27 protein-coding genes are annotated in these 25,607 nt (G+C 61.9%); 11 read left to right on the top strand and 16 right to left on the bottom strand.

Features of this window, described 5'->3' with window-relative positions:
* Positions 1 to 47: 47 nt before the first annotated feature.
* The 3 genes from E5720_RS04680 to E5720_RS04670 are packed head-to-tail and all read right to left on the bottom strand — an operon-like array spanning position 48 to position 2,852.
* A complete protein-coding gene (locus E5720_RS04680) occupies positions 48 to 428 on the bottom strand; it encodes a nuclear transport factor 2 family protein (RefSeq protein ID WP_136169667.1) in 381 nt (126 codons plus the stop codon).
* A complete protein-coding gene (locus E5720_RS04675; protein WP_136169666.1) occupies positions 425 to 1,930 on the bottom strand; it encodes an FAD-dependent oxidoreductase in 1,506 nt (501 codons plus the stop codon). The genes E5720_RS04680 and E5720_RS04675 overlap by 4 nt, the downstream gene beginning before the upstream one ends.
* Before the next feature lie 16 nt (positions 1,931 to 1,946).
* Positions 1,947 to 2,852, bottom strand: a complete 906-nt coding sequence (locus tag E5720_RS04670) for a diiron oxygenase (RefSeq protein ID WP_136169665.1) — start codon at positions 2,850 to 2,852, stop codon at positions 1,947 to 1,949.
* 187 nt (positions 2,853 to 3,039) lie between these two features.
* Here E5720_RS04670 and E5720_RS04665 point away from each other — a divergent pair, with 187 nt between their 5' ends.
* The 3 genes from E5720_RS04665 (at position 3,040) to idi (ending at position 5,629) form a co-directional block, all read left to right on the top strand.
* Complete coding sequence (locus E5720_RS04665; protein WP_136172446.1) at positions 3,040 to 3,465, top strand: nitroreductase family deazaflavin-dependent oxidoreductase; 426 nt, start codon at positions 3,040 to 3,042, stop codon at positions 3,463 to 3,465.
* 36 nt (positions 3,466 to 3,501) lie between these two features.
* A complete protein-coding gene (locus tag E5720_RS04660; RefSeq protein WP_136169664.1) occupies positions 3,502 to 4,797 on the top strand; it encodes an aminotransferase class V-fold PLP-dependent enzyme in 1,296 nt (431 codons plus the stop codon).
* A gap of 217 nt (positions 4,798 to 5,014) precedes the next feature.
* A complete protein-coding gene (idi, locus tag E5720_RS04655; protein WP_136172445.1) occupies positions 5,015 to 5,629 on the top strand; it encodes an isopentenyl-diphosphate Delta-isomerase in 615 nt (204 codons plus the stop codon).
* Positions 5,630 to 5,674: 45 nt separating this feature from the next.
* Here idi and E5720_RS04650 read toward each other — a convergent pair whose 3' ends face one another.
* Entirely contained in the window at positions 5,675 to 6,271 is a 597-nt protein-coding gene (locus tag E5720_RS04650) for a TetR/AcrR family transcriptional regulator (protein ID WP_136169663.1), read from the bottom strand.
* Positions 6,272 to 6,397: 126 nt separating this feature from the next.
* Between E5720_RS04650 and E5720_RS04645 the strand changes: the two genes are divergently transcribed.
* Positions 6,398 to 8,149, top strand: coding sequence for an acyl-CoA dehydrogenase (locus E5720_RS04645; RefSeq protein ID WP_136169662.1), 1,752 nt, complete (start codon positions 6,398 to 6,400; stop codon positions 8,147 to 8,149).
* Between the two features lie 10 nt (positions 8,150 to 8,159).
* On the opposite strand, the gene glgX is transcribed toward E5720_RS04645, so the two are convergent.
* Positions 8,160 to 10,208, bottom strand: coding sequence for a glycogen debranching protein GlgX (glgX, locus tag E5720_RS04640; RefSeq protein WP_136169661.1), 2,049 nt, complete (start codon positions 10,206 to 10,208; stop codon positions 8,160 to 8,162).
* A 72-nt stretch (positions 10,209 to 10,280) separates the two neighbouring features.
* Here glgX and E5720_RS04635 point away from each other — a divergent pair, with 72 nt between their 5' ends.
* Together E5720_RS04635 and E5720_RS04630 are read left to right on the top strand one after the other, a co-directional pair.
* Positions 10,281 to 10,463: a hypothetical protein gene (locus E5720_RS04635; protein ID WP_136169660.1), complete on the top strand. Its 183-nt coding sequence runs from the start codon at positions 10,281 to 10,283 to the stop codon at positions 10,461 to 10,463.
* Positions 10,464 to 10,584: 121 nt separating this feature from the next.
* The gene (locus E5720_RS04630) at positions 10,585 to 11,559 is read left to right on the top strand and encodes a mechanosensitive ion channel domain-containing protein (RefSeq protein ID WP_136169659.1); all 975 of its coding nucleotides are present in this window, start codon (positions 10,585 to 10,587) and stop codon (positions 11,557 to 11,559) included.
* On the opposite strand, the gene E5720_RS04625 is transcribed toward E5720_RS04630, so the two are convergent.
* The 8 genes from E5720_RS04625 to E5720_RS04595 all read right to left on the bottom strand — a co-directional run bounded on the left by E5720_RS04625 (position 11,537) and on the right by E5720_RS04595 (position 17,449).
* Complete coding sequence (locus E5720_RS04625; RefSeq protein WP_136169658.1) at positions 11,537 to 11,980, bottom strand: PRC-barrel domain-containing protein; 444 nt, start codon at positions 11,978 to 11,980, stop codon at positions 11,537 to 11,539. The genes E5720_RS04630 and E5720_RS04625 overlap by 23 nt on opposite strands.
* Positions 11,980 to 12,594, bottom strand: coding sequence for a PRC-barrel domain-containing protein (locus E5720_RS04620; protein ID WP_136169657.1), 615 nt, complete (start codon positions 12,592 to 12,594; stop codon positions 11,980 to 11,982). The genes E5720_RS04625 and E5720_RS04620 overlap by 1 nt, the downstream gene beginning before the upstream one ends.
* A complete protein-coding gene (locus E5720_RS22260; RefSeq protein ID WP_281727920.1) occupies positions 12,591 to 12,713 on the bottom strand; it encodes a hypothetical protein in 123 nt (40 codons plus the stop codon). The genes E5720_RS04620 and E5720_RS22260 overlap by 4 nt, the downstream gene beginning before the upstream one ends.
* A gap of 177 nt (positions 12,714 to 12,890) precedes the next feature.
* Entirely contained in the window at positions 12,891 to 13,382 is a 492-nt protein-coding gene (locus tag E5720_RS04615) for a GNAT family N-acetyltransferase (RefSeq protein ID WP_136169656.1), read from the bottom strand.
* Positions 13,383 to 13,459: 77 nt separating this feature from the next.
* Positions 13,460 to 14,284 (bottom strand): galactosyltransferase-related protein, encoded by an 825-nt coding sequence (locus E5720_RS04610; protein ID WP_136169655.1) that lies wholly within the window; start codon positions 14,282 to 14,284, stop codon positions 13,460 to 13,462.
* Positions 14,281 to 15,285, bottom strand: a complete 1,005-nt coding sequence (locus E5720_RS04605; RefSeq protein WP_136169654.1) for a glycosyltransferase — start codon at positions 15,283 to 15,285, stop codon at positions 14,281 to 14,283. Before E5720_RS04605 ends, E5720_RS04610 begins: the two co-directional genes overlap by 4 nt.
* Positions 15,282 to 16,376 (bottom strand): glycosyltransferase, encoded by a 1,095-nt coding sequence (locus E5720_RS04600; protein ID WP_136169653.1) that lies wholly within the window; start codon positions 16,374 to 16,376, stop codon positions 15,282 to 15,284. The genes E5720_RS04605 and E5720_RS04600 overlap by 4 nt, the downstream gene beginning before the upstream one ends.
* Complete coding sequence (locus tag E5720_RS04595; protein WP_247596166.1) at positions 16,373 to 17,449, bottom strand: glycosyltransferase; 1,077 nt, start codon at positions 17,447 to 17,449, stop codon at positions 16,373 to 16,375. The genes E5720_RS04600 and E5720_RS04595 overlap by 4 nt, the downstream gene beginning before the upstream one ends.
* A 124-nt stretch (positions 17,450 to 17,573) precedes the next feature.
* Here E5720_RS04595 and E5720_RS04590 point away from each other — a divergent pair, with 124 nt between their 5' ends.
* From E5720_RS04590 to E5720_RS04580, 3 genes are read left to right on the top strand one after another with little or no spacing between them, the layout of a single operon-like run.
* On the top strand, positions 17,574 to 18,503 hold the full coding sequence (locus tag E5720_RS04590) for a WcbI family polysaccharide biosynthesis putative acetyltransferase (protein WP_247596165.1): 930 nt from the start codon (positions 17,574 to 17,576) through the stop codon (positions 18,501 to 18,503).
* Positions 18,500 to 19,516 (top strand): hypothetical protein, encoded by a 1,017-nt coding sequence (locus tag E5720_RS04585; RefSeq protein WP_136169652.1) that lies wholly within the window; start codon positions 18,500 to 18,502, stop codon positions 19,514 to 19,516. The genes E5720_RS04590 and E5720_RS04585 overlap by 4 nt, the downstream gene beginning before the upstream one ends.
* Positions 19,513 to 20,847: a glycosyltransferase gene (locus E5720_RS04580; RefSeq protein ID WP_136169651.1), complete on the top strand. Its 1,335-nt coding sequence runs from the start codon at positions 19,513 to 19,515 to the stop codon at positions 20,845 to 20,847. The genes E5720_RS04585 and E5720_RS04580 overlap by 4 nt, the downstream gene beginning before the upstream one ends.
* A gap of 3 nt (positions 20,848 to 20,850) precedes the next feature.
* Here the strand turns inward: E5720_RS04580 and E5720_RS04575 are convergent, their stop codons facing one another.
* Positions 20,851 to 21,960, bottom strand: coding sequence for a DICT sensory domain-containing protein (locus tag E5720_RS04575; protein WP_168708280.1), 1,110 nt, complete (start codon positions 21,958 to 21,960; stop codon positions 20,851 to 20,853).
* A 29-nt stretch (positions 21,961 to 21,989) separates the two neighbouring features.
* Positions 21,990 to 22,187: a hypothetical protein gene (locus tag E5720_RS21585; RefSeq protein ID WP_168708279.1), complete on the bottom strand. Its 198-nt coding sequence runs from the start codon at positions 22,185 to 22,187 to the stop codon at positions 21,990 to 21,992.
* 299 nt (positions 22,188 to 22,486) lie between these two features.
* On the opposite strand from E5720_RS21585, the gene E5720_RS04570 reads away from it, so the two are divergent.
* Complete coding sequence (locus E5720_RS04570; RefSeq protein WP_136169649.1) at positions 22,487 to 23,239, top strand: NAD-dependent deacylase; 753 nt, start codon at positions 22,487 to 22,489, stop codon at positions 23,237 to 23,239.
* Positions 23,240 to 23,309: 70 nt separating this feature from the next.
* Here the strand turns inward: E5720_RS04570 and E5720_RS04565 are convergent, their stop codons facing one another.
* Entirely contained in the window at positions 23,310 to 23,915 is a 606-nt protein-coding gene (locus tag E5720_RS04565) for a TetR/AcrR family transcriptional regulator (RefSeq protein WP_136169648.1), read from the bottom strand.
* Positions 23,916 to 24,026: 111 nt separating this feature from the next.
* On the opposite strand from E5720_RS04565, the gene E5720_RS04560 reads away from it, so the two are divergent.
* The gene (locus tag E5720_RS04560; protein ID WP_136169647.1) at positions 24,027 to 25,604 is read left to right on the top strand and encodes a carboxyl transferase domain-containing protein; all 1,578 of its coding nucleotides are present in this window, start codon (positions 24,027 to 24,029) and stop codon (positions 25,602 to 25,604) included.
* Positions 25,605 to 25,607 lie beyond the last annotated feature (3 nt).

The following is a 25,607-nucleotide window of genomic DNA, read 5'->3' as shown; positions in this document are numbered from 1 at the left end:
GGTACCGCACGATTCGGCCTATCCGAGGTGAGAGTGCCTCGCGCGAGTCAGCTTTCGGCCACCCGATCGCTTTCCGACATGCCTGTGGCGGAGAGAGCCGATTCGAGGTCGGTATGACGGAAGATCGACGTGACGTGGTCGTGGACGACTCGGAAGCTGGCGGCCTCCATGGTGGTCCCCGCCGACTCGTCATCGCTGGTTGCCGATTCTTCGACCACCACGACGCCGTCCCGGTAGAACATCGCACCTGGAGTGAGCGTCACCCCTGGAGTGCGCACCCACTCCTGCAGGTGCTCGAGCCCCTGCGCGGCGCCATCGGCCGAGCCCACCTCGATATCGTCACTCGACAGGGCCAATACCGTGTCCACGTCGTTCCCGTTGAGTGCGTCGTGCCAGGCCAATACAGTCGCGATCTCAGAAGTACTCACCGATCGAGTATAACGGCGTCCTCGCGAGTTTTCGATGATGCAGACAGTCCTCGGTGCCAGTCGCGGGTGCGTCGTGGACTGCGTGCTGCGACGTCCTCGACGAGCGCGTCCACAGTCAGTTCGGCGTCGACCTTGTTGTCGCCGATTCCGCCCGTGGCGCCACGCTTGGCCCAACCGACCACGTAGCAACCGGCTACGAGTGTTCCGTCGTGGTCGGACACTCTGCCGTCGATATTGTTGATGGTCCCCGATTTCTCGTCGAAAGGAACTCCCGCAGAGGGCGTTCCGCGGTATCCGATCGCGAGCAGCACAAGCTCGGTAGGGATAGATCGGGCGTCGTCCTCGGTGCCGACAAGGACCGACTCGACACACCTCTCGCCGTGAACGGCCAGTGGTGCCCGCCCGAACGCGAAGACGATCCGGCGCGAAGAATACGGTGAACCGAGTTCGACGACGTCCGCGCCACGCAGCGCCGACGCTGGAGCCGAGGCGGGAAGCGCGTCGATCACCGACAGAGTCTCCGGCGATCCGGCCACCACCACATCGACGTGTGGGCGGTCGAGAAGCGCCTTGCACTCGGAACGGGTGAATGCGGCGAACTCCGGACCGCGACGAGCGAGAACGACCACTTCCTCGACCCGGTGCTGTCGGAGCGCCGCGAGGGCATGGGGTGAGATGGAGGTGGATGCGAGATCGTCCGGGTCGGCGGTCAGGATGCGCGCCGCATCGAGGGCCACGTTGCCGTTGCCGATGATCGTGACGCTCCGAACGCCGGTCAGGTCGACGGCATCGGCGGCGACGTCGGGATGGCCGTTGTACCAACCGACTACGGTGCGAGCGCTGATCGAACCGGGCAGGTCGAGGCCGGGAATATCGAGGGGACGATCGTTCTCCGCACCCACGGCGTAGACGACGGCGTCGTAGCGTTCGGTGAGCGTCTGCTGGTCGATGTCGACTCCGACCTCGACGCCGAGCTTCATGCCGACGCGGGGGTGCGCGAAGATGCTGCGAAAATGCTCGTTGATTCGACGGGTTCCGAGGTGGTCGGGCGCCACCCCGTAGCGGGCCAGTCCACCTGCTGTCTCGAGGCGGTCGTAGAACGTAACCCGGCTGCTCGGAAGCCGAAGGAGTGCCTGCGCGGTGTAGCAGGCAGCTGGGCCGGTCCCGATGATCGCGACATCGATTTTTCGAAGTTCGTTCACCGCCGTGGCTGGGAACCGCGGAGGTGCCCAAGCCGGATCGGTCGGTTTGTCCTTGTAATAGTCGGCATTGATATCCGCGTAGATCGACTGCTCCGGTGTCAGACGCGAGACGGGGGTAATCGCGTCGACCGGACATGCATCGGCGCATGCCCCACAGTCGATGCAGGAGCGTGGGTCGATGTACAGCAATTCGGTCTTGCCGAAATCCGGCTCATCAGGTGTCGGATGAATGCAGTTGACGGGGCAGACAGACAGGCAGGACGCGTCGTTGCAGCAGTTCTGGGTGATGGCGAAGGCCATATCAGCTATTCCTTCTTCACAGCATGTGCAGCCGACGGTAGATTGCCTCCGCCGGCTTGGTGATCAGACCGCAGTCCAGCAGGAATGCCATCAGGTGTTCGCTGCTGGTTCGCATCATGGTGTGGTGGTGGGCGTTGTTCTTGGCCTCTTTGATTGCACGATCTGCGTCGAGGCCTGCAGCCTCGTACACCCCTTTGTTGACCATGTTCGAGACGATGATGCGAGCGGCGATGGCAACGACCAGTGCACTCGACTTACGCCGCGCGACGCTCTTGCCTTGAATCCGTTCACGCATCTGCGCACGCGCAAAGGTCATGTGTCGCGATTCTTCGACTACATGGATCTTGCTGGTGGTGCGCACCAGGGGGAGGACGTTCTCGCCGCGCATCCAATCGCGTTGCATCACGTCGAGAACTTCTTCGGCCACCAGTATTCCGCCGTAGGCGGCTTCGGCAGATGCCATCGCTTTGAAGCCGCGGCCGAGTTCGATGCTCATCCGGCGCGGTAAGTATGCCTTGATGCCCATGGTCGTACACGCACGAGCGAACATGATGGAGTGTCGGCACTCGTCGGCGATCTCGGTCAACGCGAACTGGAAGTCGGAGTTGGACGAGTCCTTGCAGTACTGGTCGCGAAGAACCATCTGTTGCAGGATCATCTCGAACCAGATGCCGGTGCTCATGATCGAGCACACCTCGTGGCGGGTGAGCAAGATGCGCTGTTCCTGCGTCATTTCCTCCCACATCGATGTGCCGTAGAGAGTGCTCCATTCCGGATTGAGGCCGAACAGGGTGGGGTCGAGGGGTTCGTCCCAGGCGACTTCCTCGGCCGGGTCGTACGACAATTGCGCGGCAGAATCGAGCAGCCGTGCTGAGACATCCTCGGCTTCGATGGTGTCGATCGAGCTGACGGTGCTGGTCATCGCGGGTGCGTCCTTTCGTCTTTCGTTCTCTCAATGTAACTGTTACGGAGATTACCAGTTACTTGAAGAAACGGGTAGAGCTCAACTGGATCATCGACGGCTGCGGCATCGCGGGCTTACACTGCCCGACGTGACGACACCGCCCGCACGGCCATCCCACCTCGACTCACCGATCGTTCCCTCGGTGATGAAATACGGCGCCAAGGCGCAGGTCTGGTTGTACCGACGCACCGGCGGCCGGATCGGTGGGAAATGGCGTATCGGCAGCGGATTCCGCAAGCCGGTGCCAGTGCTCCTGCTAGGGCATCGAGGCCGAAAGTCGGCCACCGAGTACACGACTCCGCTCATTTACCTGCTCGACGGCGACAACGTGATCGTGGTGGCCTCGCAGGGCGGAATGCCGAAAAACCCGCAGTGGTATTCGAATCTGATGGCGAGCCCCGATACCTGGCTACAAATCGGCTCCGAGCGACGTGACGTGCGTGCATGCACAGTCGACTCCGCCGAGCGCGCACGGTTGTGGCCGTTGCTGGTGAAGAGATACGCAGATTTCGCGAACTACCAGGCGTGGACCGAGCGCGAGATTCCGGTGGTCGTTCTCTCCCGCCGCTAGCGCACGCGCGGTCTCCGGTTCGATAGATTTCTCGGTATGACATCGCGTCCCGACAAAGAAGACCCATCGACATTGGCGTTCCCCACACAAGCGGTACATGCAGGCAATCGAACAGACGGTGGTTCGGGAGCGATCAGGCAACCCATCGTCATGGCCAACTCTTATGCACTACCCGAGGATCCGTCGTCGTTGAGTTGGTCGGCCACCGACGTGCCGCTCTACACGCGCAATTCCGGTGCGAATCAGATTGCTTTGCAGGAGAAGTTGGCAGCACTCGACAACGGCGAGGACGCCGTCGTTCTTGCATCCGGAGTGGCCGCGCTGCATGCGGTGTTCTTCACGTTTCTCTCGTCCGGTGACCACGTGGTCGTCGGCGATGTCACGTACGAAGCGACCTTTCGATTGTTCTCGGAACTACTGCCGCAGAAGTATGGAATCGAAGCAACGTTCGTCGACAGCTCGAACGTCGCCGCGGTCGCGGCTGCTGTGCGAGAGAACACCGTTCTGGTGCATGTCGAGGCGATCGCGAATCCGACGACCAAGGTCACGGACATCGCGGCAATCGCGCGGGTAGCACACGAGGCAGGTGTCCTGTTGTCGGTGGACTCGACGTTCACCCCGCCTCCGATGTACCGCCCGCTCGCCGATGGGGCAGATCTGGTCGTGCACTCGCTGACCAAGTACATCAACGGGCACGGTGACGCAATGGGTGGTGCGGTCATCGGATCGAGCGCGCTCATCGGTCGGATCAAGAACGACGCAATGGTCGATGTCGGCGGTGTCATCTCGCCGTTCAACGCCTGGCTGATCAGTCGCGGCTCGATCACGCTGCCGCTTCGGCTCAACCAGCAGACGAGCTCTGCCGCGACCATCGCCAAGTTTCTCGACAATGATCCGAGGGTGGCGTTCGTTGCCTATCCGGGATTGCAATCGCATCCTCAGCACGAGGTCGCTGCCCGCCAGTTCGACGGTCGGTTCGGCGCGATGATGGCTTTTGCGATCGACGCCGACTCCGGTACCCACAACGCGTTCGTCGCGAATCTTCGAGTGATCACCTCGGCGGTATCACTCGGTCACGACGAGTCGTTGATCGTGCACGTAGGAACCGAGGGTGCGCGGGTCGCCCGATATCCGGATTCCTTCCGGACCCTCGGCCATTTGCGATTCTCCGTCGGGTTGGAGGATCCGGCCGATCTGATCGCCGATCTCTCGGCGGCTCTGGATCTCACATTTCCGTCGAGTTCTCGAGCGACCAAGGCTCGATCGGTGTCCGGGAGTAAGAACGACCGGGAGGCTGTGTGCTCAACCTGCCCGGGCGCTCCGGCGAGGTGAACCAACACGGCCCCGCCTGCGTATCGCTCTACCCGTTCTGCCGGTCACTACAAACATCGAACTTTTCCGGCCACGCGTGGTGTGGTCCTGGAGAGTGGAATGAAAGAAGAACGCGCCGACCGGCGCCGAAATGTTTCGATTGTGGCGGGGTCTGGGAACATGATGGTATGGATCGGATAGCTTGCGCGCCCCTCACCTCATCCGCCGGCAGTGCCCGATGCTGACCGAGGAGGTCGTACTCGTAGACGACGCCGGTCGGAAATTGGGAACGCAGGCGAAGTCGACGGTGCATACGACGACGACTCCGCTGCACCTGGCGTTCTCGTGCTACGTATTCAACAGCAGGGACGAGGTACTGGTTACCGAGCGCGCCCACCACAAGTCGACCTGGCCGGGGGTGACCACCAACAGTTGCTGCGGGCATCCGGGCCCGGGGGAGAATTTGGGCGATGCGGTCCTGCGCAGGTTGAGTCAGGAGTTGGGAATCGAGGCAGGAGGCGTGCGGCTGCTGCTGCCCGATTTCCGGTATCGAGCCGTCATGGCAAACGGAATCGTCGAAAACGAACTGTGTCCGGTGTTCGGTGTCGTCTACGACGGGCCCGCTCCGAAACCGAATCCCGAAGAGGTGTCACGCGCAGATTGGGTTCCCTGGCGACAGTTTTCGAAGTTCGTTGCCGAGGGTGGTGCGGTATCACCGTGGTGCCGTGAGCAAATGGAACGCTTGCACGAGCTCGGTGGATCTCCAGCACGGTGGCCCGCAGGTGACCCGGACTCACTACCGATCGTCGTGCGGGACCCACACCAATGGCAACCTACGCTGCCATCGGAGTGAGTCGATCGCTGTCCGGACTATGGACGAGTCGGATTGCCGTCGAAATTATGTCGGTGGTGCGCCGACCATCCGAAGCGCCAGTTCCACATAGCGCGAGGCCAGGACGTCCGGGTCCGAAAACGACTTACTCGGAAACCACCGGCTGACGTCGATTCCGAGCGAGGTGATCGCCAAAGTGGCAGCGTCGGTGTCGACGATCGAAAAATCTCCGGTGATCACGCCCGCGTCGATGATGTCGGTGAACACCTTGGAGGTCGCCCGTCGAACAGCGGCGATCGTGCGAAAGTGCTCGGGCGTGAGCGACCGCAGTTCGTATTGGATGACCCGGGCCAACGCGTGATGACGGGCATGGAACTGGACGTACGCTCGGACCGTGGATGCGAGTCGAGCCTGCGGCGGGTCGGTTTCGGCATCGGCTTGCTTCGTTTCGGCGAGCGCACGTCGGTGTCCGTCGAGGCTCGCGTCGAACAGTAGCGACTCTTTGGTTTTGTAGTGCGGATACATGGCCCCGGGACTGAGATCGAGGCTTGCGGCGATTTCGCGCGTCGACGTCGCGCCGTACCCTTTGGCAGCGAAAATCTCGATGGCGGCGCTTCTGATTCGGGCGGCGGCTTTGGAGGTGCTCACCTCGTCGTCACTCATGGTTGGTCGATCCCTCCTCTCGGGTCCCAGGGTTGACACGATCGGGTGTCGGGTCGAGTATAGGCAAGCGCATAGAAAATATGCACCTGCATAGTTCCCACCGCGACTTCCGACACGAGGCATGCCATGACCGACGTACTCTCTCGCCGCGATCTCGACTTTCTGCTCTACGAGTGGCTCGATGTCGTATCGCTGACGGACCGCACACGGTTCGCCGAACACTCGAAGGAGACGTTCGACGCGGTACTGGACCTATGTGCCGATATCGCGCACAAGCACTTCGAACCGCACAACAAGAAGTCCGACGCGAACGAGCCGACCATGCGTCCCGACGGCTCGGTGGACATGATCGATGAGGTCAAGGCCGCACTGGACGTCTATTCCTCTGCCGGGCTCATCGCAAGTCAGTTCGACGAGAGCGTCGGCGGGATGCAACTGCCGACGACGGTCGCTCGCGCATCGATGGCATACTTCCAGGCGGCCAATGCCTCGACGGCGTCGTACCCGTTTCTGACCGTCGCCAATGCCAATCTGATCTCGACGTACGGAACTGCCGAGCAGATCGACGAGTACGTGCGTCCGATGTTGGAGGGTAAGTACTTCGGCACGATGTGCCTCTCCGAGCCGCAGGCAGGTTCCTCGCTCGCAGACATCACGACCCGGGCCGAGAAGCAGGACGACGGCAGCTACCGGATCACCGGAACCAAGATGTGGATCTCGGCAGGCGATCACGAACTCACCGAAAACATCATCCACCTCGTGCTGGCCAAAATCCCGGGTGGGGGAGCGGGAGTCAAGGGCATCTCGCTGTTCATCGTGCCCAAGCTTCTGCCGAACGCGGAGCGCAACGAGGTGACTCTCGTCGGTTTGAACCACAAGATGGGTAACCGCGGGACAACCAACACCCTTCTCGCTTTCGACGGATCGGTCGGCTACCTCGTCGGCGAGGAGCATCGCGGTCTCTCCTACATGTTCCACATGATGAACGAGGCCCGAATCGGGGTCGGGTTCCTGGCAATTGCGTTGGGCTACGTCGGATACCTGAAGTCGCTCGAGTATGCGAAGGTTCGCACTCAAGGTCGGCCGCTGGGGTCCAAGGATCCGTCATCTCCTGCGGTGCCGCTTGTCGAGCACGCCGATGTCAGGCGGATGCTGTTGGCACAGAAGTCATATGTGGAGGGAGCGCTTGCGCTCGGTCTCTATTGCTCCAGGCTCGTCGACGAGCAGGACTCGACGACCGATGACACCATCAAGGCGGAGTCGACGCTACTGCTCGATGTGTTGACGCCGATCGCGAAGAGCTGGCCGTCACAGTGGTGCCTCGAGGCCAACAGCCTGGCGATCCAGATTCACGGCGGGTACGGCTACACCCGTGACTACGACGTCGAGCAGTACTACCGGGACAATCGACTCAATTTGATTCACGAGGGGACGCACGGCATTCAGGGGCTCGATCTGCTGGGCCGAAAAGTAACCATGCAGTCGGGGGCAGGGGTGGCGGTCCTCGGTTCCAAAATTTCGGCCACCGTCGAACGGGCCCGGCCGCTGAGCGTCGACACCGCTCGGTTCGCCGGTGAACTGGAAGCGGCATGGAACCGCACGGTCGAGGTCACCGCAGCGCTGTGGTCGGAGGGTGATCCTACTGTGGCGCTGGCGAATTCGACCGTGTATCTCGAAGCGGTCGGGCATGTGGTGATTGCCTGGATGTGGCTCGAGCAGCTCACCGCCGTCGAAGGCAAGACCGGAGCCTTCTACGACGGCAAGCGTCAAGCCGCACGGTACTTCTTCGGTTACGAACTACCGAAGACAGGCCCACAATTCGACCTTTTGGCGTCCCTGGACCGTACGACCCTGGATATGAATCCCGAGTGGTTCTAGATCCCGCCTTCTAGTCTTCTGCTGCCAGGAGGGTGAACGAATGCTCACGAATCAAGATTGTCGGGCCTTCGCTTTCGTAGGCCTGGTCGGGGTCGCTCGATAGACTCTGCGCCCACCTTCCCTCCGGCAGTGAGAAGTCCACTGGGCCGGAGGAAGAGTTGACGATCCAGGCGAAGGTGGTGTCGTCCTCGGGCGCCGTCATGCGCACGAGCATGGACAGTGCGGTGCCGTCCTCCCAATCCTCCGCGCCGAGCTTGGCGCCATCCGCTCGGTAGAAGTCCACCGAGTTTTCGGCATCGCTGTCACTGTCGTGCCGAAACCACTTCGGACGCAGTGCCGGATGCTCCCGACGCATGCGTAGGAGTTCGCGGGTGAAGTTGCGAAGATCGAGATCGGCGTTCGCCCAGTCGAACCACGACAGCTCGTTGTCCTGGCAATAGGCGTTGTTGTTGCCCTGCTGCGACCTGCCGATTTCGTCGCCACCGAGGATCATCGGCACGCCGGCAGACAGCAACAACGTCGCTAGTTGATTTCGTTGTTGCCGCGCGCGTAGGGCGAGGATGCCCTCGTCCTCGGTCGGGCCTTCCACTCCGCAACCCCACGACCGATTGTCGGACTCGCCATCCTCGTTGTTTTCGCCGTTGGCGTCGTTGTGCTTGTCGTCGTAGCTGTTCAGGTCGGCGAGGGTGAAGCCGTCGTGCGCCGTGATGAAGTTGATACTCGCCAATGTCGGCCGACGGCTGGCCTCGTAGACGTCGGGGCTACCGGTGATGCGCTGCGCGAAGGCACCCAACGATCCGGGCTCACCGCGCCAGAAGTCTCGAACGTCGTCGCGGAACTGGCCATTCCATTCGGACCAGCGAGCGGGAAATCCGCCCACCTGATAACCATGGGTGTCCCAAGGCTCAGCGATGAGCTTGACCGGCGCCAGCGTCGGATCCTGGTGAACCAGATCGAGGAACGCGCTGTGCTTGTCCAGATCGGAATCCTGCCGGGTCAGGGTGCTCGCAAGATCGAATCGAAACCCGTCGACGTGCATCTCGGTAACCCAATAACGCAAGGAGTCCATGATGAGAGCCAGCGCGGCTGGGTGGCCGACGTTGAGGCTGTTGCCCGTTCCAGTGGTATCGAAGTAGGACGCTCGGTCGTCCTCGACCAACCGGTAGTACGATCTGTTGTCTATTCCCTTGAGCGACAACGTCGGTCCCAGGTGGTTTCCCTCGGCCGTGTGGTTGTACACCACATCGAGGATCACTTCGATTCCGGCGTTGTGGAGAGCTTTGACCATGGCCTTGAATTCATCGACCTGGCCGCCGGTGTCTCCGGCACTGCTGTACTCGTTGTGCGGGGCGAAGAAGCCGATCGAGTTGTATCCCCAATAGTTTCGACGTCCCGACTCCAGGAGATGGGAGTCCTGGACGAATTGATGAACGGGGAGCAGTTCGACGGTAGTCACGCCCAATTCGACAAGCTCGGCGATCGCTGCGGGATGGGCCAACCCTGCATATGTTCCACGGATGGACTCCTCCACACCGGGATGGTTTGCGGTGAACCCTTTGACGTGGACTTCGTAGACGACTGTGCGGTCCAACGGAATTCGAGGTGCGGTATCGCTGCCCCAGTCGAATTCGGACGCCGTGACCACCGACAGCGGCATCGACGCCGCGGAATTGTCGTCGTTGCGAGTTTCGGGTTCGTCGTGGTGGTGGCCGAATACCGACTCGTTCCACTCGACTCCACCGGCGATCGCACTCGCGTAGGGGTCGAGAAGGAGCTTGTGTGAATTGTGGCGTAGACCGGACTCGGGATCCCACGGTCCTTCTACCCGCAGTCCGTACCGTGAACCTGCTGTCAGATCTTCGACGATCCCGTGGAATACATGGCCGGTTCGGATTCCGAGCGTGGTCGAGGAAATTTCGGTGCCGTTCTCGTCCACCACAACGACGGCGATCGAGTCGGCGGTTTCGGAGTACACGGCCACATCGGCCCCGCCCGTGGAGAGTAGGGATGCACCGAGTGGGTACGGCCTGCTGATGGTCGTGGGGCTGGCGTCGTTCATTGCTCTGATTTACCCCGGACCTCGGGTGACAAACCACGTTTGAACTCGAGCGAATCGCGGGTACATGCTGATATGGCAAATTACAGAGTTCTGAATCCCAAAGGTGAAGTCGTCGAAACCAAAGACATAGACAGCGCGGACGACGCACACGCCTGGTTCATCGATCAGAAGGCCGACAACTCCGAACTGGGTTGGCGCCTCGAGGTCGACCACGACGGGGAGTGGGCATTCGTCAGCGACACCGAAGGAAGCTGACTCCATATCAGCGAAACAGCACCGCGGTTGAGTATTGCCGCGGTGCTGTTTCGTTCTGTCCTTGTCCCGGGGGTGGGACACTCACTCGACGTAGGGCGCGGCAAGCGGATCGGAGCAGTGTATGAATGTCGTCTTCTCAGCGGGGTCCGTGGAGGTCTTCGGCGTCACTCTCGTCGGCATCAGTACCACCACCGGTGTCAAACTGCTCGTCACTGCCGTATTCGTAGTGGCAGTGCTGGCGCTACGAGGGCTCGCGCTGGCGGTGACGCGTCGAACACTCGGTGGTGAAGTGGGAGATTCTCGCCGATTCTGGGCACGTCAAGGGGTGCACGTGGGCGTCGCGGGTGTCCTTGTGCTGGGGTTGGTGTCGATCTGGGTGACGCCGAGTACCGATATCACCACCGGTGTCGGATTGATCAGTGCTGGACTGGCATTTGCTCTGCAGCAGGTCATCACCTCCTTCGCCGCGTACTTCGTGATTTTGCGTGGTGACACATTCGGGATCGGCGATCGGATCACTCTCGGGGGCGTCCGCGGTGATGTGGTGCGGCTCGGTTTCCTCAAGACGACCATCATGGAGATGGGCCAGCCACCTTCGGTGTCGGACTCCGATCCAGCTATCTGGGTTAATTCACGCCAGTACACCGGACGCTTGGTCACGGTCACCAACGGTGTCATCTTCACCGATCCGGTGTACAACTACACTCGCGAGTTTCCGTACCTGTGGGAGGAAATGATGCTTCCTATCACCTACACAGACGACCGCGCCCGTGTGGAACAGATACTTCTCGATGCCGCTTGTGCTCACGCCGTCGTCGACAACCGGGAGGCCGAAAATGCGTTCGCGTCCATGCGTGCGCGATACGCACTGTCGGAGACATCTCTTGCCCCTGCCGTCTACTGGCGAATCACCGACAACTGGGTCGAACTGTCTCTACGGTTCCTGGTGCCGCATCGCGGCGTACGAGCGATCAAGGACCGAATGAGTCGAGATATCTTGACCGGCCTCGACGCCGCGGGTATTGGTATCGCCTCGGCTACCTATGACATCGTCGGGATTCCCACGATCACCATCACTGATCCTGATGATCGATAATTACCGCGTACGACCCGACCCCGATGAGGGCGCGTCCTTCGATCTGCTGGGCGCCGACGATGAGCGAGGTGATCGCTCCCGTCTCAGGATCGAAATCGACGTCGTCGACTTTTCCGAGCTCGACACCACCGGTGCTGAGTACGCGCTTTCCGACGACGTTGTGCGTCTTTCCTTCCAGCGCCGAGAGTGAGGCCTCGTCGTCGGCATCGACGATCGCATCCGAGGATCCGACGGTGACGGCATCGATTCCGAATGCGGAAATTCCCGACCACGCGAGCGCATTCCCGGACTTGGCCTTCTTGATATGAACCCCGGCGACGGTGCGGTTGTGGGGATCGATGAAGAACCCGGCAATGGTTCCTACGGTGTCGGCGGTGCTCGTGCTGACCACCTTGCGGCCGGTGGACTCGGAGAACAACATCAGTTTTTACCCCCCAATTGCGCGCGGAATGCGTCGACGGCGGCACCGAACCCGGCGAGATCATCACGCACGAAGTCGGTGGCGCTGGCGGGCACCATCAGATGCTCCCCGGATGCGGCGAGTGTGTCGGGCAGCGGGATGAGCACCGTAGTGCCCTTGTTCTTCATCGCCTCCGAGGACTTGATCTCGTAGCCCACTACTTCGCACTTTCCGCCGTAGCGGCCGCTTACCTCGATGATGACATCGACAACGGCGCCCAATTCAATACCAGAGTCGGTGAGAACGGTGGAGCCGAGGATGTCGCCACGCCGCTCATGCGACGGTTGTGGAGTGTCGTCGCCGGCGTCTGGAGCGGTGAACATCTCACCTGCCGGGGAGAGCATGTCCTCGCGGAGAATCATCACGGCATCGGGCCCCAGCGCCGCGACGGACCGCCACGGAAGCACCTCTTTCCGCGGACCGGAGAACAGTCCACGACCGGCGAGAGTGAAACCGGCGACTGCTCCGCCGTCGGGCGCGTAGATGATGTCCTTGATCTGCGAGATATCTTCACCGGTGAAAGTCACGACCGGACGCTTGGCGATCTCACTGGACCGCATCAACTGTTCGATCATGGATTTCTCGACCTTCCGGTCTTGCCCGGCCGGCCAGTGATGATCACACCGCCGGATCGGCGCTTGGCCTGAACAGCCAGCACGAGCGCCACGAGCGCCACGATCACGACCAGGGCCACGATAACCCATCCCCACCACTGCATGTTGTTCTCGACTCTCTCGCGTCCAGATCCTTCAGGGGTACAGCATCAATATCGCCGGGAAGCGGACTTCACCAGTTCGCTACTGCGCGTACGAGTCCAATCTACCCGGTCGAGCAGCGCCCACTGGGCGTAGTTCGACCGAAACTTCCACATTCACTTGGATTCTCGCACCAAGGGGATGACAGGGACTCCGTTGTCGAGGACCTCGTCTCCGCATGGCACGAATCCATGCCCGGTATAAATGTCCACGAGGTAGCTCGGCGAGTCGATTCGGCATCTGGCCGAGCCGACATCGGCCAAGGCGGCTTGGAGTAGACGGGTAGTGTGACCTTTCCCGCGTTCGGAGCGTCGGGTACACAGGTGGCCTATACGCAACACCCGATCGGGTCCATTTCCCTCTTCGGTCAGTCGTAACGTGCACAGCACTTCATCGTCACGCTCGAGCCAAAAATGCCTGGTCAGCGAGCGTAAATCCTCGCCATCGAGCTCGGGATAGAAATAAGCCTGTTCCACCACGAACACCTCTACGCGCAGCTTGAGCAGCGCGTACAACCGTTGGGTACTCAGGTCTGCTGCCCATTCCCGCTTGGTTGTCACAGCTCGCGGGGCTCGTGCCGACGCGCCGGTGTCGATTTTTTGGTTCATCGGTACGAACTTCGCATTCTGTGTGGGCACCTGCGTTCACAGCAGAGCACTCACGGCTTACCCCGTACTCGAGTGGTTCATGCAATGCGATCGATGGATCCGTCGGGACTGCGCACGATGCGGCCCGCACGCTCGAACTCGTCCAGCCACCCTGCCATCGGCCACCGTCCCCAACGGCGATGGAACAGAGCCGCATTGCGGACGATGTCGTCGAGGTGTTCGACCGGGGGTGAGGAGACGCGGTGATGTTGGTGGTAAGCATGCGCGCCGCCGACCCAACGCAACCCGACTCCGATCGAGCGAGCCACAGCAGCGAAATCGGTGTCCTCGCCGCCGTACCCGACATACTCGTCGTGAAATCCGCCGATACGGTTCCAGGTATCGGTCGACAGAGCAAAGGACAGTGACCAGAAGAGATCAAAATTCTTTCCTATCTCGACCACTCCCGCAACCGGATTCGGACGCGCCGGATGCGGGTCGGTGTGGGCTTGCAACTCCTCGACCGCCCACGCTGAGCTTCGAGCCGGTAAGTAAGTAACCGGTCCGCAGAGTAAAGCCGCGCGGTGCGCAGGCAGTGTTGCGCAATCGTGATAGCGCGTAAGCAGTTCGGGTGACGGAATGCAGTCGACGTCGAGAAAAACGAGAAGATCGGCGCCGCCGTTCGACGCCACTCTGGCGCCCTCGTTTCGAGCCTGCCCGATCGGAAGCCGGCCTTGGGGTGCGGCGAGGTCGACCACCTGCGCCGTGCTTTCGGTGTCCGCGACGACACGAGCGATTTCGGCGTCGTCGATGGCGACGATGATGTGTTGTTCGGGCGCGAGCATCGAACGCGCCAGGCCTCGTAGCTGTCCCCGAAGGTGCTCGTGCCGCCCTGACACGACGGTGATCACGGATGTCTTCATCCGACGGCGGTCTCGGACAGCAGTCGTGCTGCGCGACGGGCGGCACCGGACGCTTCGACGCGATGCCAGCCCGACGACCCCAGGCGCACCGCGTCGGCCAACAAGGTTCGCCAACGATCGGGGGAAGGCCACGACGGCGCGACTACGGCCACTCCTGCCCCGGCGAGTGCGTCGGCGGTGGCGTCCTGTTCACCATAGGGCCGATCCTGGGGCACGACGACTGCCGGCACCGCCGCAGATGCCACGTCGGCGAGTGCATTCTGTCCGGCATGCGTGATCACCACCGATGCCGCACACAAGTGCGGCCAGACATCGTCGATCCATGTTTGTGCATCGAGTCCCGCTGCCGTCCAGGTGTATTCGGAGTTGAGTTCGGCCGCTTCGTCGACATCCTTCTTCGTCAGTGACGTCCCGCCTGCGCCCCCGAGAACGAAGACAATCGGTTCGGTTGTCGCGTTGGAAGTGCGCGGTCGCCCGTCGAATCGGCTGATCGATCCTACGTAGGTGGTCTTGGTGGAAAACGCATGAAGCGAGGCCGGGTCGTACACGTTGTTGGACCACGGCGCGATGATTGCTGTTGCGATCCGATAGACCAGCTGATGTTGCTCGTCCGTTCGATCACCGGGCATAGCGACCGTGACCACAGGAACTCCCAGCAATCGAACGAACAGGGCTACCTCGACGGACACGTCGACGACGATGAGCCGTGGGCGTGTTCGTGCGACCCACTCGGCAATCATCGCCATGCGCTCGGTGAGCCCGCGGACACCGATCGGTGCCCAGTGCACCACCCCCGATGCAGTCGGGTCGAGATCGGACGCTCGATCGCCCATCGCTGTCGAGTCCAGGTCGAGAGGCAGCGTCAGCCAGTCGAGGTGAGCGTGTTCGGAAGATCGCGTGCGCGAGGACAGTACGGTCATCGGTTCGTCGAGTTCAGCGGCGATCGACGCCGCACGAGCCACGTGCCCCGATCCATGATGATGCGCGTAGTACCCGATCATGCCGCACCTCGCCGACCCGTCGTCTCACGAATCATGTGCTCGTAAAGCTCCGAATAGTGGTCAACCATCACAGTTTCCGAGGATGCCGTCTCGGCACGGGCCCTGGCGTCGCTTCGGGAGAGTGCTGCGGCGTGGACGAGGGCAGTTGCCAGGCCTTCCACCGAATCCGCGGTGGCGAGACGGCCGCAGGCGGGGGTGAGGATCTCCGGAATCCCACCGCGTTCGAAAGCGGCGACCGGGGTTCCACACGCCAGAGCTTCGGCGACGACCAGGCCGTAGGGCTCCTCCCAGACGGGCGTGACCAGAGCGACAGACGCGCCACCGACGAGTGTCGCGAGCTCCCGCTGACGAAGATGGCCGGCGTAGGTCACCGAGTCGTCGAGTCGCGGCTCGATGTGGTCCCGAAAGTACTCGGTATTCGAGACAGGTCCGGCGAGGCGAAGTGGAACTCCGGCCATCCGCGCGGCATCGATGGCAAGATGGGGCGCCTTCTCCGGCACCATACGACCGGACCAGACGGCATAGTCTCCGCCGGGTCCTTCCGGCCACCGCTGCGTCGAGATGCCGTTGGGGACGACATGAACCTCGCCGAGCACGGGTGCCCACTGGCGAGCTGCATGCTCACTGACCGCGACGAACGACGACGCAGGACTCGCCGACACAGCGATGGCCGACTCCAGCCAGGCGAACGGGGGAGTGTGCAGTGTGGTGAGCATCGGCGTCTGCACTGTCGGAGACATGGCAATGGGAAGGTAATGCAGGCTGTGATTGTGGATGATGTCGAAGGAGTCTCGCAGGTCGCCCGCCAGATCCATCATCACCGACAGGTACGCGTGATGCTCGCTCACTGCCAGCGCGGGTGTGGTGATGTCGGCTTTGGAAATCGCACTCAGTTCCAGTCGTGCGACGCGAAGATTCCCGCCGGTGACCTCGACCGAAGACCCCTCTGCGGCGAAAAGCGTCACGATGTGGCCGCGTTCGGTCAGGGTGTGGGCGAGTTGCCAGATGTGCGCCTCCATACCGCCGGCAAACGGTTCGGCGATAGGGAAATTCGATGAACCGAGCAGCGCAATGCGTAGTGGTCGCATCAGCGGGCCTCGGTCAGGATGCGGCTACTTCGCGACAGTGCGCGTTCGTAGATTTCGTAGTGTCTTCGGGAGAGCATGGTGCGTTCGCGTTCCCGTTCGGATCTGGACGCGGCCGGAGTCCGGCTGCGGGCGGCGTGGACATCTCGCAGTGCCTGCGCAAGGGTGTCCGGTTCGAATCGGTCTATCCCGAATTCGTATGTGGTACAGGGTTTCTGATCGCTGTAGTATCCGCAGTCCGGGGCGACGACGGCGGTTCCGAGGTCGTAGCATGCTTCGAGCCAGCCCGAGTGTGTGCCGAATCGATACGGTAGTACCGACACGTCGATCCCTTTCAGATAGCGCCACAATTCGGTGTCGTCGAAGCGGCGATGCACCCGAACGTCGACGCTGCGGAATCGGTTGTACGCAGTCAACGCTGCACCGATTGCTCCCCGCTGATCACGGTGGGCGAATACCTCATCGTCGATGTCGAGTTGTACTCGTGCGTTTCCGAGTTCTGCTGCGGTGCAGACTACGACGTCCATGACCGCGAGCGGATCGAGATTTGCTCGAAGGCTCTTCGCGTGAATCCCGATGACGAACTCCCGCTCGTGGCCCGCCCGCACCTGCCCGATCAGGTCGAGCGGTGCGACATGGGGATGTGGCAGCACCGTGGCAGGGGTGTTCCATCGTGCAGTGATCTCCGCGGCGGCGGCGTGAGTAAGAGTGATGACCTCGTCCGCGGCGGTCACGAGAATGCCGAGCTGTGCCAGGTGCATGGAGTTGTTCGCAAAGTGCGGATTGTGCAGATCGTGCACGGTGAGCACGAAAGGCTTGTCGTGCGCGCGCAGAATTCCGACGATTGCGGCCAGCCTTGCAGGCTCGACCGCGTCGAACCCGAAGTGAAGATGGAACACGTCGAACGTATCGATGTGCTCGGTCAACCATCGAGGTTCGAGCCACCGGGGAGGCCACCACCGGTTCTCTGTCTCCTCGGCGTCGACCGGTCGAGGGTCGGGAAGTCGGAAGAATGCCGGCTCACCCATGTCCACGGTGTCCGGTGCGAGATTGGTGATATATCGGTGGTCAGTGGGCACCGAGGCGATCGTGATCAAAATAAAGGGTTCCTCTGTCGGCAGAGTGGATATACGGGGGAGTGTCGAACCCGGCCCGGCTGCTCGAGAGGGAGTGTATTTGCGTGACAAACGAATACTACAGCGCGTGACCGCGGACGGCCGAACCCGGCATTACGGCAGCTTCTACGGCGTCGATGACGACACCTCGGACACCCGTCCGGTGCTGCTCGTCTGGGGTAACTGTCAGGCGGAAGCGCTGCGTATCGTGCTGGCGTCTTCGGCGAGCAGCCCATTCCGCACCGTCCGCGTGCCGCCCGTTCACGAGCTGACCGCCACTGATATTCCGCATGTCGAACGTCTCCTGCAGCAGACTCGGATCTTGATCGCACAACCTGTCCGGGCCGGTTACCGTGGGCTGCCCATCGGTACCGCAGACCTCACGGACATGGCCCCATCCATCACGATCCGGCTCATCTGGCCGGTCATTCGGTACGCCGGGTTGTACCCGTGGCAGATCATCGTCCGGCATCCCAGCGACCCCTCGGCGGTGCCTCCTGGTGTGCCCTACCACGATCTTCGGACCGTACTGGCGGCCCGCGACGGGCGAATGCGGTTCGACGAGTGGGATCTCGAAATCTCGTCGGCGGGAATTGTCGATGCCGCGCAGGCGAGCGTTGCCGAACTGGACCGACGCGAGCGGCGTGACTGCGACATCGCGATCTCCGATGTTCTTCGCCCCCTCGGCAGCGCGGCCGCGCACACCATCAACCACCCGGGCAACGCGGTCCTGATCGAGCTCGGAAGTCGTATCCTCGACGCTCTCGGTCTGCCAGGTCCGTCTTCGTTCGATCGCGAACTGCTCGGTGTCGTCCGAGCACCGCTGGAGCGACGGGTGATCGATGCGCTCGGTCTCGACGCCGTGGTGCGGTCCTCATGGACTGTCGATGGAGAAGTGCTGGAAGAGGAGACTGTTCACGATCAGCAGATGTCCTGGTATGCACAGCATCCGGAGTTCGTAGGCGCTGCGCTGAGCCGATACAGCGGTCTGATCGACATCCTCGGCTTGCCGACATGATGGGCACTGTGTGTCATCTGGTCGTCGGTCCTGAAACACACGGCGTCGTCCGGTACGGCCTTGCCGTGTACGACGCCGCGCGGGCCGAAGATCTCGAACACCGTCTGATTCGGTCTTACAGTGCAGAGGCAACCGACGTACTCGAGTGCGTTCTGGTCCACATCCATGTCACCGACAGACTGTTCGGCAGTAGTCCTCGACAAGCGCTGGCCGATCTTCGAGCACTGATCGCAGCAGTCGGAAGGCCCGTTTCGGTTACGTTGCACGACCTTCCACAACCCTCGGATGGACCGTCGATGTCGGACCGCGTCGAATTCTATCGATCTGTTCTCGATCTCGCTGTGGGAGTGGTGGTGTCGAGCGAACACGAGGCGGAGTTGCTGCGCGAGTTCGTACATCCCGATGCGGACTCACTCGTCGAGGTCGCGGTCGTACCGCTGATGATTGCCGGCCCGACGCGACCGAAGCGAGTACCGCCGACGGTTGGGCAGACTGTCGGAGTGCTCGGGTTCCTCTATCCAGGCAAAGGCCACATCGAGACAATACGAGCAATGCATGCGCTGCCTGCTTCCGTGGGGTTCACGGCTCTGGGAATGCCGTCCCCCGGGCACGAGTATCTGGCCGAGGAATTGCATGCCGAAGCAGCAGTATCGGGGCGGGAGTGTCTCGTGACAGGGTTTGTAGACGACGACGAACTTCGGCAACGTATGTGGGAGGTCACGGTTCCAGTTGCCCATCATCGACACCTCTCGGCATCGGGTTCGATCAATACCTGGATCTCGGCAGGGCGGCGCCCACTCGTACCGCGGACCAGGTACATCGAAGAGTTGAACCGTCGGTCACCGGGAGTGCTCACCATGTACGAGAACGTCGACGGTGCACTCTGTGCGGCGCTTGCGGCTGCTACGGAGAACCCCGCCGACACGTGGACGGACCAGTCCGTCGTTCCATCACCGTCGCCTGCCGAGGTGGCGAACGCGTACGACGCGATTCTCCGACGTTGGTCCGCATGACCGGCACGGTAGATATCGGTGATGGCCGAATGCTGTTGCCCGACAACGAATGGGACCGTGTGCGCGGACCGTCGCGAACTCCCGTCGTCAGCGTGATCATTCCCTATTACAACCAACCGAGTCAGTTGTCCCTCGTCTTGGCCGCGTTGGCCGAGCAGACATACCCGGCAGATCGACTCGAAGTCGTCGTTGCCGACGATGGATCCTCGCAGCCACCGCCCATCGATCGATGGGGCGCACAGCTGAACATCGTGACCGTCCGACAGGAAGACAGGGGTTTTCGAGCGGCTGCTGCACGGAATCTCGGGGTGTCCGTCTCGCGCGGTTCGGTTCTGTGTTTCCTGGATGCAGACACCGTGCCGACGCCCGATTACGTGCGCGCGGCAATACGCTTGCCCTCGATTCTTCCCGATGCACTGGTGGTCGGGAGGCGTAAACATTTGTCGGCCGCGGTGACCGAACCAGTCTGGCTGGTCGACGCTTACGAGCGGACGAAGGATCTCCTGCACCCAGGATGGGACGCGTACAAGTACATGATCAGCGCGGTGATGACCTGCGGGCGTTCACTGTTCGATGCCATCGGCGGTTTCGACGAGTCGTTCGTGCAGTACGGAGGGGAGGACTGGGAGTTCGCCAACCGCGCCTTCATGGCCGGCGCCGTATTCGCCTACGAACGCACGGCCCTTGCTTGGCACGACGGCCCGGACTGGGCTGAGCGATCCGTGTCGGAACGAACGGACTCCAAGAATGCCGAGGCCTTGAAACTTGCGCCGTTGATCACCGACCCTGCTGCCAGAAGTTCGGGGCTTCGATACCGCGTTCCGGACTGTGTCGTGATCGTAGCCTCGGAGTTGCACAGCGCGGCGTCGTTGTCGGTGACGATCGCGTCCGCGGTCGGTGCTGCGGACGACTGTGGGGTCTGGATCGTCGGCGAGAGCGCTTCGGACCTTTATCGCGAACTGGGACTGGATGATTCGCGGATTCACCTCGGTGAACCCGACGGTTGGATACGTGCGCGGTGCCGATTTCTCGTCGAGGTGACCGGCCGGGTGATATTCGGCGAGGACTCGTTGCGGCGGTTGTGTGCCGAGGTGGGACCAGGCGCTGCAGGCGGTATGAAAGTCGACTTCGCCGGCGACAGTGGTAGTGGAATTGGTGATGCAGCAGTGGCGGTATGGACGTCGCGAGCTCTCCATCGGAGCCGCCGTTGGGTCGCCGAATCCGGACGGAGTGAATCGGAGTTGATGAACGCGTTGTTCGGGGTGCGCCGAGCCGCCGCTGCGACCGTAGGTGTGCAGGTAGCCCAATCGGAGCCGTGGTTGTCCTGGTGAAGTTCAGTGCGGCTCGCAAGCCCCAGCTGGACCGTCGAATCTATGCAGAATGGCCTTGGCGCAGCGAACCACCGTGCAGCGATCGTGCGAGATGACGTAGTCGAACTCCCGATCCAGTCCCAAGTCTCCAGAGTTCATCTCTCGCGCGGACAATACGCAGCAGAAGTGAGCCCCCAGAACCACGACATTCCATTCCTCGGTCATACCGTCGGCCGGATCGAGGGGTGCTCGGTGGATGTGGGTATCGGACGTATCGGCCATCCCGACGCCGCACACGCCGGTGTACGCACTGTGTTCGGCCATCGCCTGCCAGCGAGCCTTCGTGCTGCCTCGGAAATGTCGATCGTGTTGAAAAGTTCCGAGCACCAAGGTCTCCGGACCGGCCACCGATGCCTGCCATTCGATGTGTGTGCTCATTTCCACGAGCAGGTTCTTGCGGCTTCGGGTCGCAACACGACCGGCAGATGCGATGGCGAACGGCGACGTCGAGTCGGCATCGGGGGTACTCCAGGTGCGCGACGCGAGGACTACACGAGACGCGCTCTCCGACAGTGACTTGGGTGAGGACATGGGTGGATACAGCAGACCGATTCCGAAGGTTGCGCCCAATTCGAGTGCTCTGACGCGATGCGCTTCGGAATCGACCCCGCTGGCGACTATGACTGCGCCGGTCCGTTCGGCTTGGACCGCGAGAACATGCGTGGCCCTGGCCACATACGGGTCGGGATCGGAAGCGCTCATCGCGGGTGCCAGAACGATGATGTCGGGTTCGATCAGAGAAAGTATGCCGAAGGATGCGAACTGTCCGCCGACGTCGTCGACTGCAATTATGCTGTTTCGTGCTCTGGCCTTCTCGACCGCGAGCAAGGTCTTCGCCGGGTTGTCGACCATCGAACTCTCGCGCACGACGAACGCCCCGCAAGTGCCCGACGCTACTCCGCTGCCGATCAGCAACGGCGTCATCCATCCGGTGCTGTCGAGTGCCGCGCTCGATACGCTGTGCAGAGCATCGCCGAACTCGTCCGTTCCGTCGTTGCGCTCGTCCAGATCGATCTTCACACCGCCGATGGCGTCGTCGTCGAGTCTGCAGATGGGGGAGTAGTGAAGTGTCATGATGTGTCGCTCGCGGGGGCCGGGGGAGATCAGAGGGTGGCGGCGAGGAGACCGACGATGCCGAGTACGAGAGCACCTATCATCAGTGTGACGGCGTGTCCGCCCACCGACAATGCGATCGCGGCGGCCACGATCGCTCCGAAGGTGGAACCGAGGACAAGGCGATGATGCACCTGAGGGATCAGGGTCATGCGTTGAGAATCTTCGTCGAGCGTTGCGTAGTTCATGCCCACTCCTCGTTGCAGATCGTGCTGAGGTAAGCATGAAGCAAGGAAGTCGCCGTCCTGCAACCCATTGGGTAACAGATTAATCACAAAAGTAACGAACGGGTAACGTGGCGCTGGAATCGAAAGTCGTAATGTGTTGTCACACAGGGCTATCACCGTTCGAATTGGCGGTCATCCTCGGTCGAGTTCGATCTCCTCGTTCACCGGGTTTCGCCAATGGGCACGCGCATCAGCAGGCACCGAGCCCCCTGCCGAGACCATCCAGATCCCCGGCGGTATGCCATGGCACACTAGCAACCATGAACAACGCCGAGCTGCCAAGCGCCATAGTCACACTCGCGCGTAGTGCATCGCGGGTGACGGTGCTGACGGGTGCTGGTATGTCGGCCGAATCCGGGATACCGACCTTCCGTGATGCGCAGACGGGACTGTGGTCCAACTTCGAACCCGCTGCTCTGGCGAGCCCGGAGGGTTGGGCGCGCGACAGCGATCTGGTGTGGGGTTGGTACCAGTGGCGCACAGAGCTGGTTCGCCGGGCGCAGCCGAATGCCGGTCATATCGCACTGACCGCGTGGCAACAGCGGTCGCATCTCGACATCGCTACCCAGAACGTCGACGATTTACACGAGCGCGCAGGCTCGAAGGTCATATCGCACGTGCACGGTAGTTTGTTCGATCCACGCTGTTCCGAATGCGGGGTTCACTCCGAGCCTGCAGAGGAACCGAGGGATGAGCAGTCGGATCGAGTTCCACCGCCGCCGTGTCCGGAGTGCGGGGGACCCATGCGTCCGGGCGCAGTGTGGTTCGGCGAACCGCTGCCGGAGTCCGAATGGACGTCAGCGGTGAACGCCGTCGAAGGCGCTGATCTCGTGTTGGTCGTCGGGACGTCCGGCGCAGTCTTCCCGTTCGCCGGGTTGCCGGCAATGGCACGCGGCTGCGGGGCAACTGTGGTCGAGATCAACCCCGTGGAGACAGAAATATCCGATATCGCCGATCACCGCTGGCGAACCACTGCGGCAGTCGGATTGCCGGCATTGGTGCAGGCGCTCTAGGTGCCTGCGTAACTCTGTCCGCTGATCCTGAGCGTATCCGCGGCACGCGTCCCGGATGGTCGCGGACCCGCTATGCCATGAGCGCAGCGTCGGCCATCTCTTTGAGCACTTCTCGCGATCGGCTGGACATGCTTCGTCCGATGCTGTGCGGGGTCGAATTCAACAAGCCGAACACGGCGTGCGCTTTGGTGCGGGCATCGTCTTCGTGCAGTTTCGGGTCGTATCCGCGGAGTGCGAGGACCCAGACTTCGACGTACTCGCGCTGCTTGCGCCGGACATTGCGTCGTGCGGACGTCGGCAGATTCGCCAGATCGCGGTCCTGAATTCGAATCAGCGCCGGCTTACTCAGCGCGAAATCGAGGTGGAAGTCGACAAGTTCGGAGATTGTCCCGGAGGCGTTCGCGGCGTTCCGCACGACCCGTCGGCCACCGGTCAGTAGGTAGTCGGAAATGTCCACCAGTAGCTCGACGAGAACTGCTTCCTTGTTGGGGAAGTGGCGATACACCGCAGGTCCACTGATCCCGACTGCGGCGCCGAGATCCTCGAGCCGTACGGCTGCGTAGCCGCGCTCGGCGAACAGTTCGGCCGCGGCATCGAGGAGCTCGAGGCGTCGCGCGGCCTTACGTTGCTCGCGGATGGTCGGTTTCGACTCGGCAGGCGGCGACACTGTGCTCATGGTGAAATCCCCGACCTCGGTTCGATACTGGACAACTCGGTTAATGAAAGTTTACTATTGATTTCAGTTACTGATGATTAACCGAAGTTTCGGTCAGGAAGTGGCACCACTATGGCTATCGATATCGAGGCCAACAGGCTCGAACATATGAGGCTCGTCGCGGAACTGGGCGAGAAGCTCGACCGCGCTGCACTCGGAGGCAGCGTGAAGTCACGCGCCCGGCACATTGCCAGAGGCAAGCTACTACCGCGCGATCGTGTGAACGAGTTGCTCGATCCCGGCAGCCCCTTTCTCGAGATCGCCGCGCTGGCAGCCGACGGAATCTACGACGACGAGTGCCCCGGCGCCGGAATGATCGCGGGAATCGGCAGAGTGTCCGGCCGCGAGTGCGTCATCGTCGCCAACGATGCGACCGTCAAGGGCGGCACCTACTATCCGCTCACAGTGAAGAAGCATCTGCGCGCACAGGAAATCGCTGCGCAGAATCGACTGCCCTGCATCTACCTCGTCGATTCAGGCGGTGCGTTCCTTCCGCGGCAGGATGAGGTGTTTCCCGACCGCGAGCACTTCGGGCGGATCTTCTTCAATCAAGCGACGATGAGCGCGGCAGGGATTGCGCAGATCGCGGCTGTAATGGGCTCGTGCACAGCAGGCGGCGCCTACGTTCCCGCGATGAGCGACGAAGCGATCATCGTCAGAGACCAGGGCACGATTTTCCTCGGGGGACCGCCTCTGGTCAAGGCAGCGACAGGTGAGGTTGTCACCGCCGAGGAACTCGGGGGCGGTGACCTACATTCGAAGGTATCCGGGGTGACCGACTACCTTGCCGACGACGACCGGGACGCGCTGCGCCGAGTCCGTCGAATCGTCGCCACACTCGGACCGATCCCTGCGGCGCAGTGGCCGATACTGCAGGATCGCGATGCCACCGTCGATCAGCAAGACCTCTACGACGTAGTGCCGATCGACTCGCGCATTCCGTACGACGTTCGCGAGGTCATCATCCGCATCGTCGACGGCGGGGAGTTCGACGAGTTCAAGTCCGAGTACGGCAAGACTCTCGTCACCGGGTTCGCGCATCTGCACGGACATCCGGTCGGCATCGTCGCCAACAACGGCGTGCTGTTCGCAGAATCGGCGATGAAGGGCGCGCACTTCATCGAACTGTGCGACAAACGCAGCATTCCACTCGTGTTCCTGCAGAACATCGCCGGCTTCATGGTCGGCAGGGACTACGAAGCAGGCGGCATCGCCAAACACGGCGCCAAAATGGTGACCGCGGTCGCGTGCGCTCGGGTCCCGAAGTTCACCGTCGTCATCGGCGGTTCCTACGGCGCGGGCAACTATTCGATGTGTGGCCGCGCCTATTCGCCGCGCTTCCTGTGGATGTGGCCGAACGCTCGCATCTCCGTCATGGGCGGTGAACAGGCAGCCTCGGTACTGTCCACGGTCCGCAGTGAACAACTCGATGCGGCCGGCAAGCCATGGTCGGGCGAAGAGCAGGAAACGTTCAAAGCGCCGATTCGCGAGCAATACGAATCGCAGGGCAACCCTTACTACTCGACCGCGCGATTGTGGGACGACGGAATCATCGACCCTGCGGACACCAGAACTGTTCTCGGACTTGCTCTGTCGGTGAGTGCTCACGCGCCGCTCGAGCCGGTCTCCTACGGCGTTTTTCGGATGTGAGTT

The organism is Rhodococcus sp. PAMC28707 (assembly GCF_004795915.1).
Classification (GTDB): domain Bacteria; phylum Actinomycetota; class Actinomycetes; order Mycobacteriales; family Mycobacteriaceae; genus Rhodococcoides.
This window is presented reverse-complemented; position numbering and strand designations above follow the sequence as displayed.

Coding starts and splice junctions, on each gene's coding strand:
- E5720_RS04660 (WP_136169664.1), top strand. CDS start 3,502: ATGACATCGCGTCCCGACAAAGAAGACCCATCGACATTGGCGTTCCCC.
- idi (WP_136172445.1), top strand. CDS start 5,015: ATGCTGACCGAGGAGGTCGTACTCGTAGACGACGCCGGTCGGAAATTG.
- E5720_RS04585 (WP_136169652.1), top strand. CDS start 18,500: ATGATGGGCACTGTGTGTCATCTGGTCGTCGGTCCTGAAACACACGGC.
- E5720_RS04670 (WP_136169665.1), bottom strand. CDS start 2,852: ATGACCAGCACCGTCAGCTCGATCGACACCATCGAAGCCGAGGATGTC.
- E5720_RS04675 (WP_136169666.1), bottom strand. CDS start 1,930: ATGGCCTTCGCCATCACCCAGAACTGCTGCAACGACGCGTCCTGCCTG.
- E5720_RS04620 (WP_136169657.1), bottom strand. CDS start 12,594: ATGATCGAACAGTTGATGCGGTCCAGTGAGATCGCCAAGCGTCCGGTC.
- E5720_RS04570 (WP_136169649.1), top strand. CDS start 22,487: ATGAACAACGCCGAGCTGCCAAGCGCCATAGTCACACTCGCGCGTAGT.
- E5720_RS04645 (WP_136169662.1), top strand. CDS start 6,398: ATGACCGACGTACTCTCTCGCCGCGATCTCGACTTTCTGCTCTACGAG.
- E5720_RS04560 (WP_136169647.1), top strand. CDS start 24,027: ATGGCTATCGATATCGAGGCCAACAGGCTCGAACATATGAGGCTCGTC.
- E5720_RS04565 (WP_136169648.1), bottom strand. CDS start 23,915: ATGAGCACAGTGTCGCCGCCTGCCGAGTCGAAACCGACCATCCGCGAG.
- E5720_RS04650 (WP_136169663.1), bottom strand. CDS start 6,271: ATGAGTGACGACGAGGTGAGCACCTCCAAAGCCGCCGCCCGAATCAGA.
- glgX (WP_136169661.1), bottom strand. CDS start 10,208: ATGAACGACGCCAGCCCCACGACCATCAGCAGGCCGTACCCACTCGGT.
- E5720_RS04615 (WP_136169656.1), bottom strand. CDS start 13,382: ATGAACCAAAAAATCGACACCGGCGCGTCGGCACGAGCCCCGCGAGCT.
- E5720_RS04665 (WP_136172446.1), top strand. CDS start 3,040: ATGAAATACGGCGCCAAGGCGCAGGTCTGGTTGTACCGACGCACCGGC.
- E5720_RS04635 (WP_136169660.1), top strand. CDS start 10,281: ATGGCAAATTACAGAGTTCTGAATCCCAAAGGTGAAGTCGTCGAAACC.
- E5720_RS04610 (WP_136169655.1), bottom strand. CDS start 14,284: ATGAAGACATCCGTGATCACCGTCGTGTCAGGGCGGCACGAGCACCTT.
- E5720_RS04605 (WP_136169654.1), bottom strand. CDS start 15,285: ATGATCGGGTACTACGCGCATCATCATGGATCGGGGCACGTGGCTCGT.
- E5720_RS04625 (WP_136169658.1), bottom strand. CDS start 11,980: ATGTTGTTCTCCGAGTCCACCGGCCGCAAGGTGGTCAGCACGAGCACC.
- E5720_RS21585 (WP_168708279.1), bottom strand. CDS start 22,187: ATGAACTACGCAACGCTCGACGAAGATTCTCAACGCATGACCCTGATC.
- E5720_RS04580 (WP_136169651.1), top strand. CDS start 19,513: ATGACCGGCACGGTAGATATCGGTGATGGCCGAATGCTGTTGCCCGAC.
- E5720_RS04575 (WP_168708280.1), bottom strand. CDS start 21,960: ATGACACTTCACTACTCCCCCATCTGCAGACTCGACGACGACGCCATC.
- E5720_RS04630 (WP_136169659.1), top strand. CDS start 10,585: ATGAATGTCGTCTTCTCAGCGGGGTCCGTGGAGGTCTTCGGCGTCACT.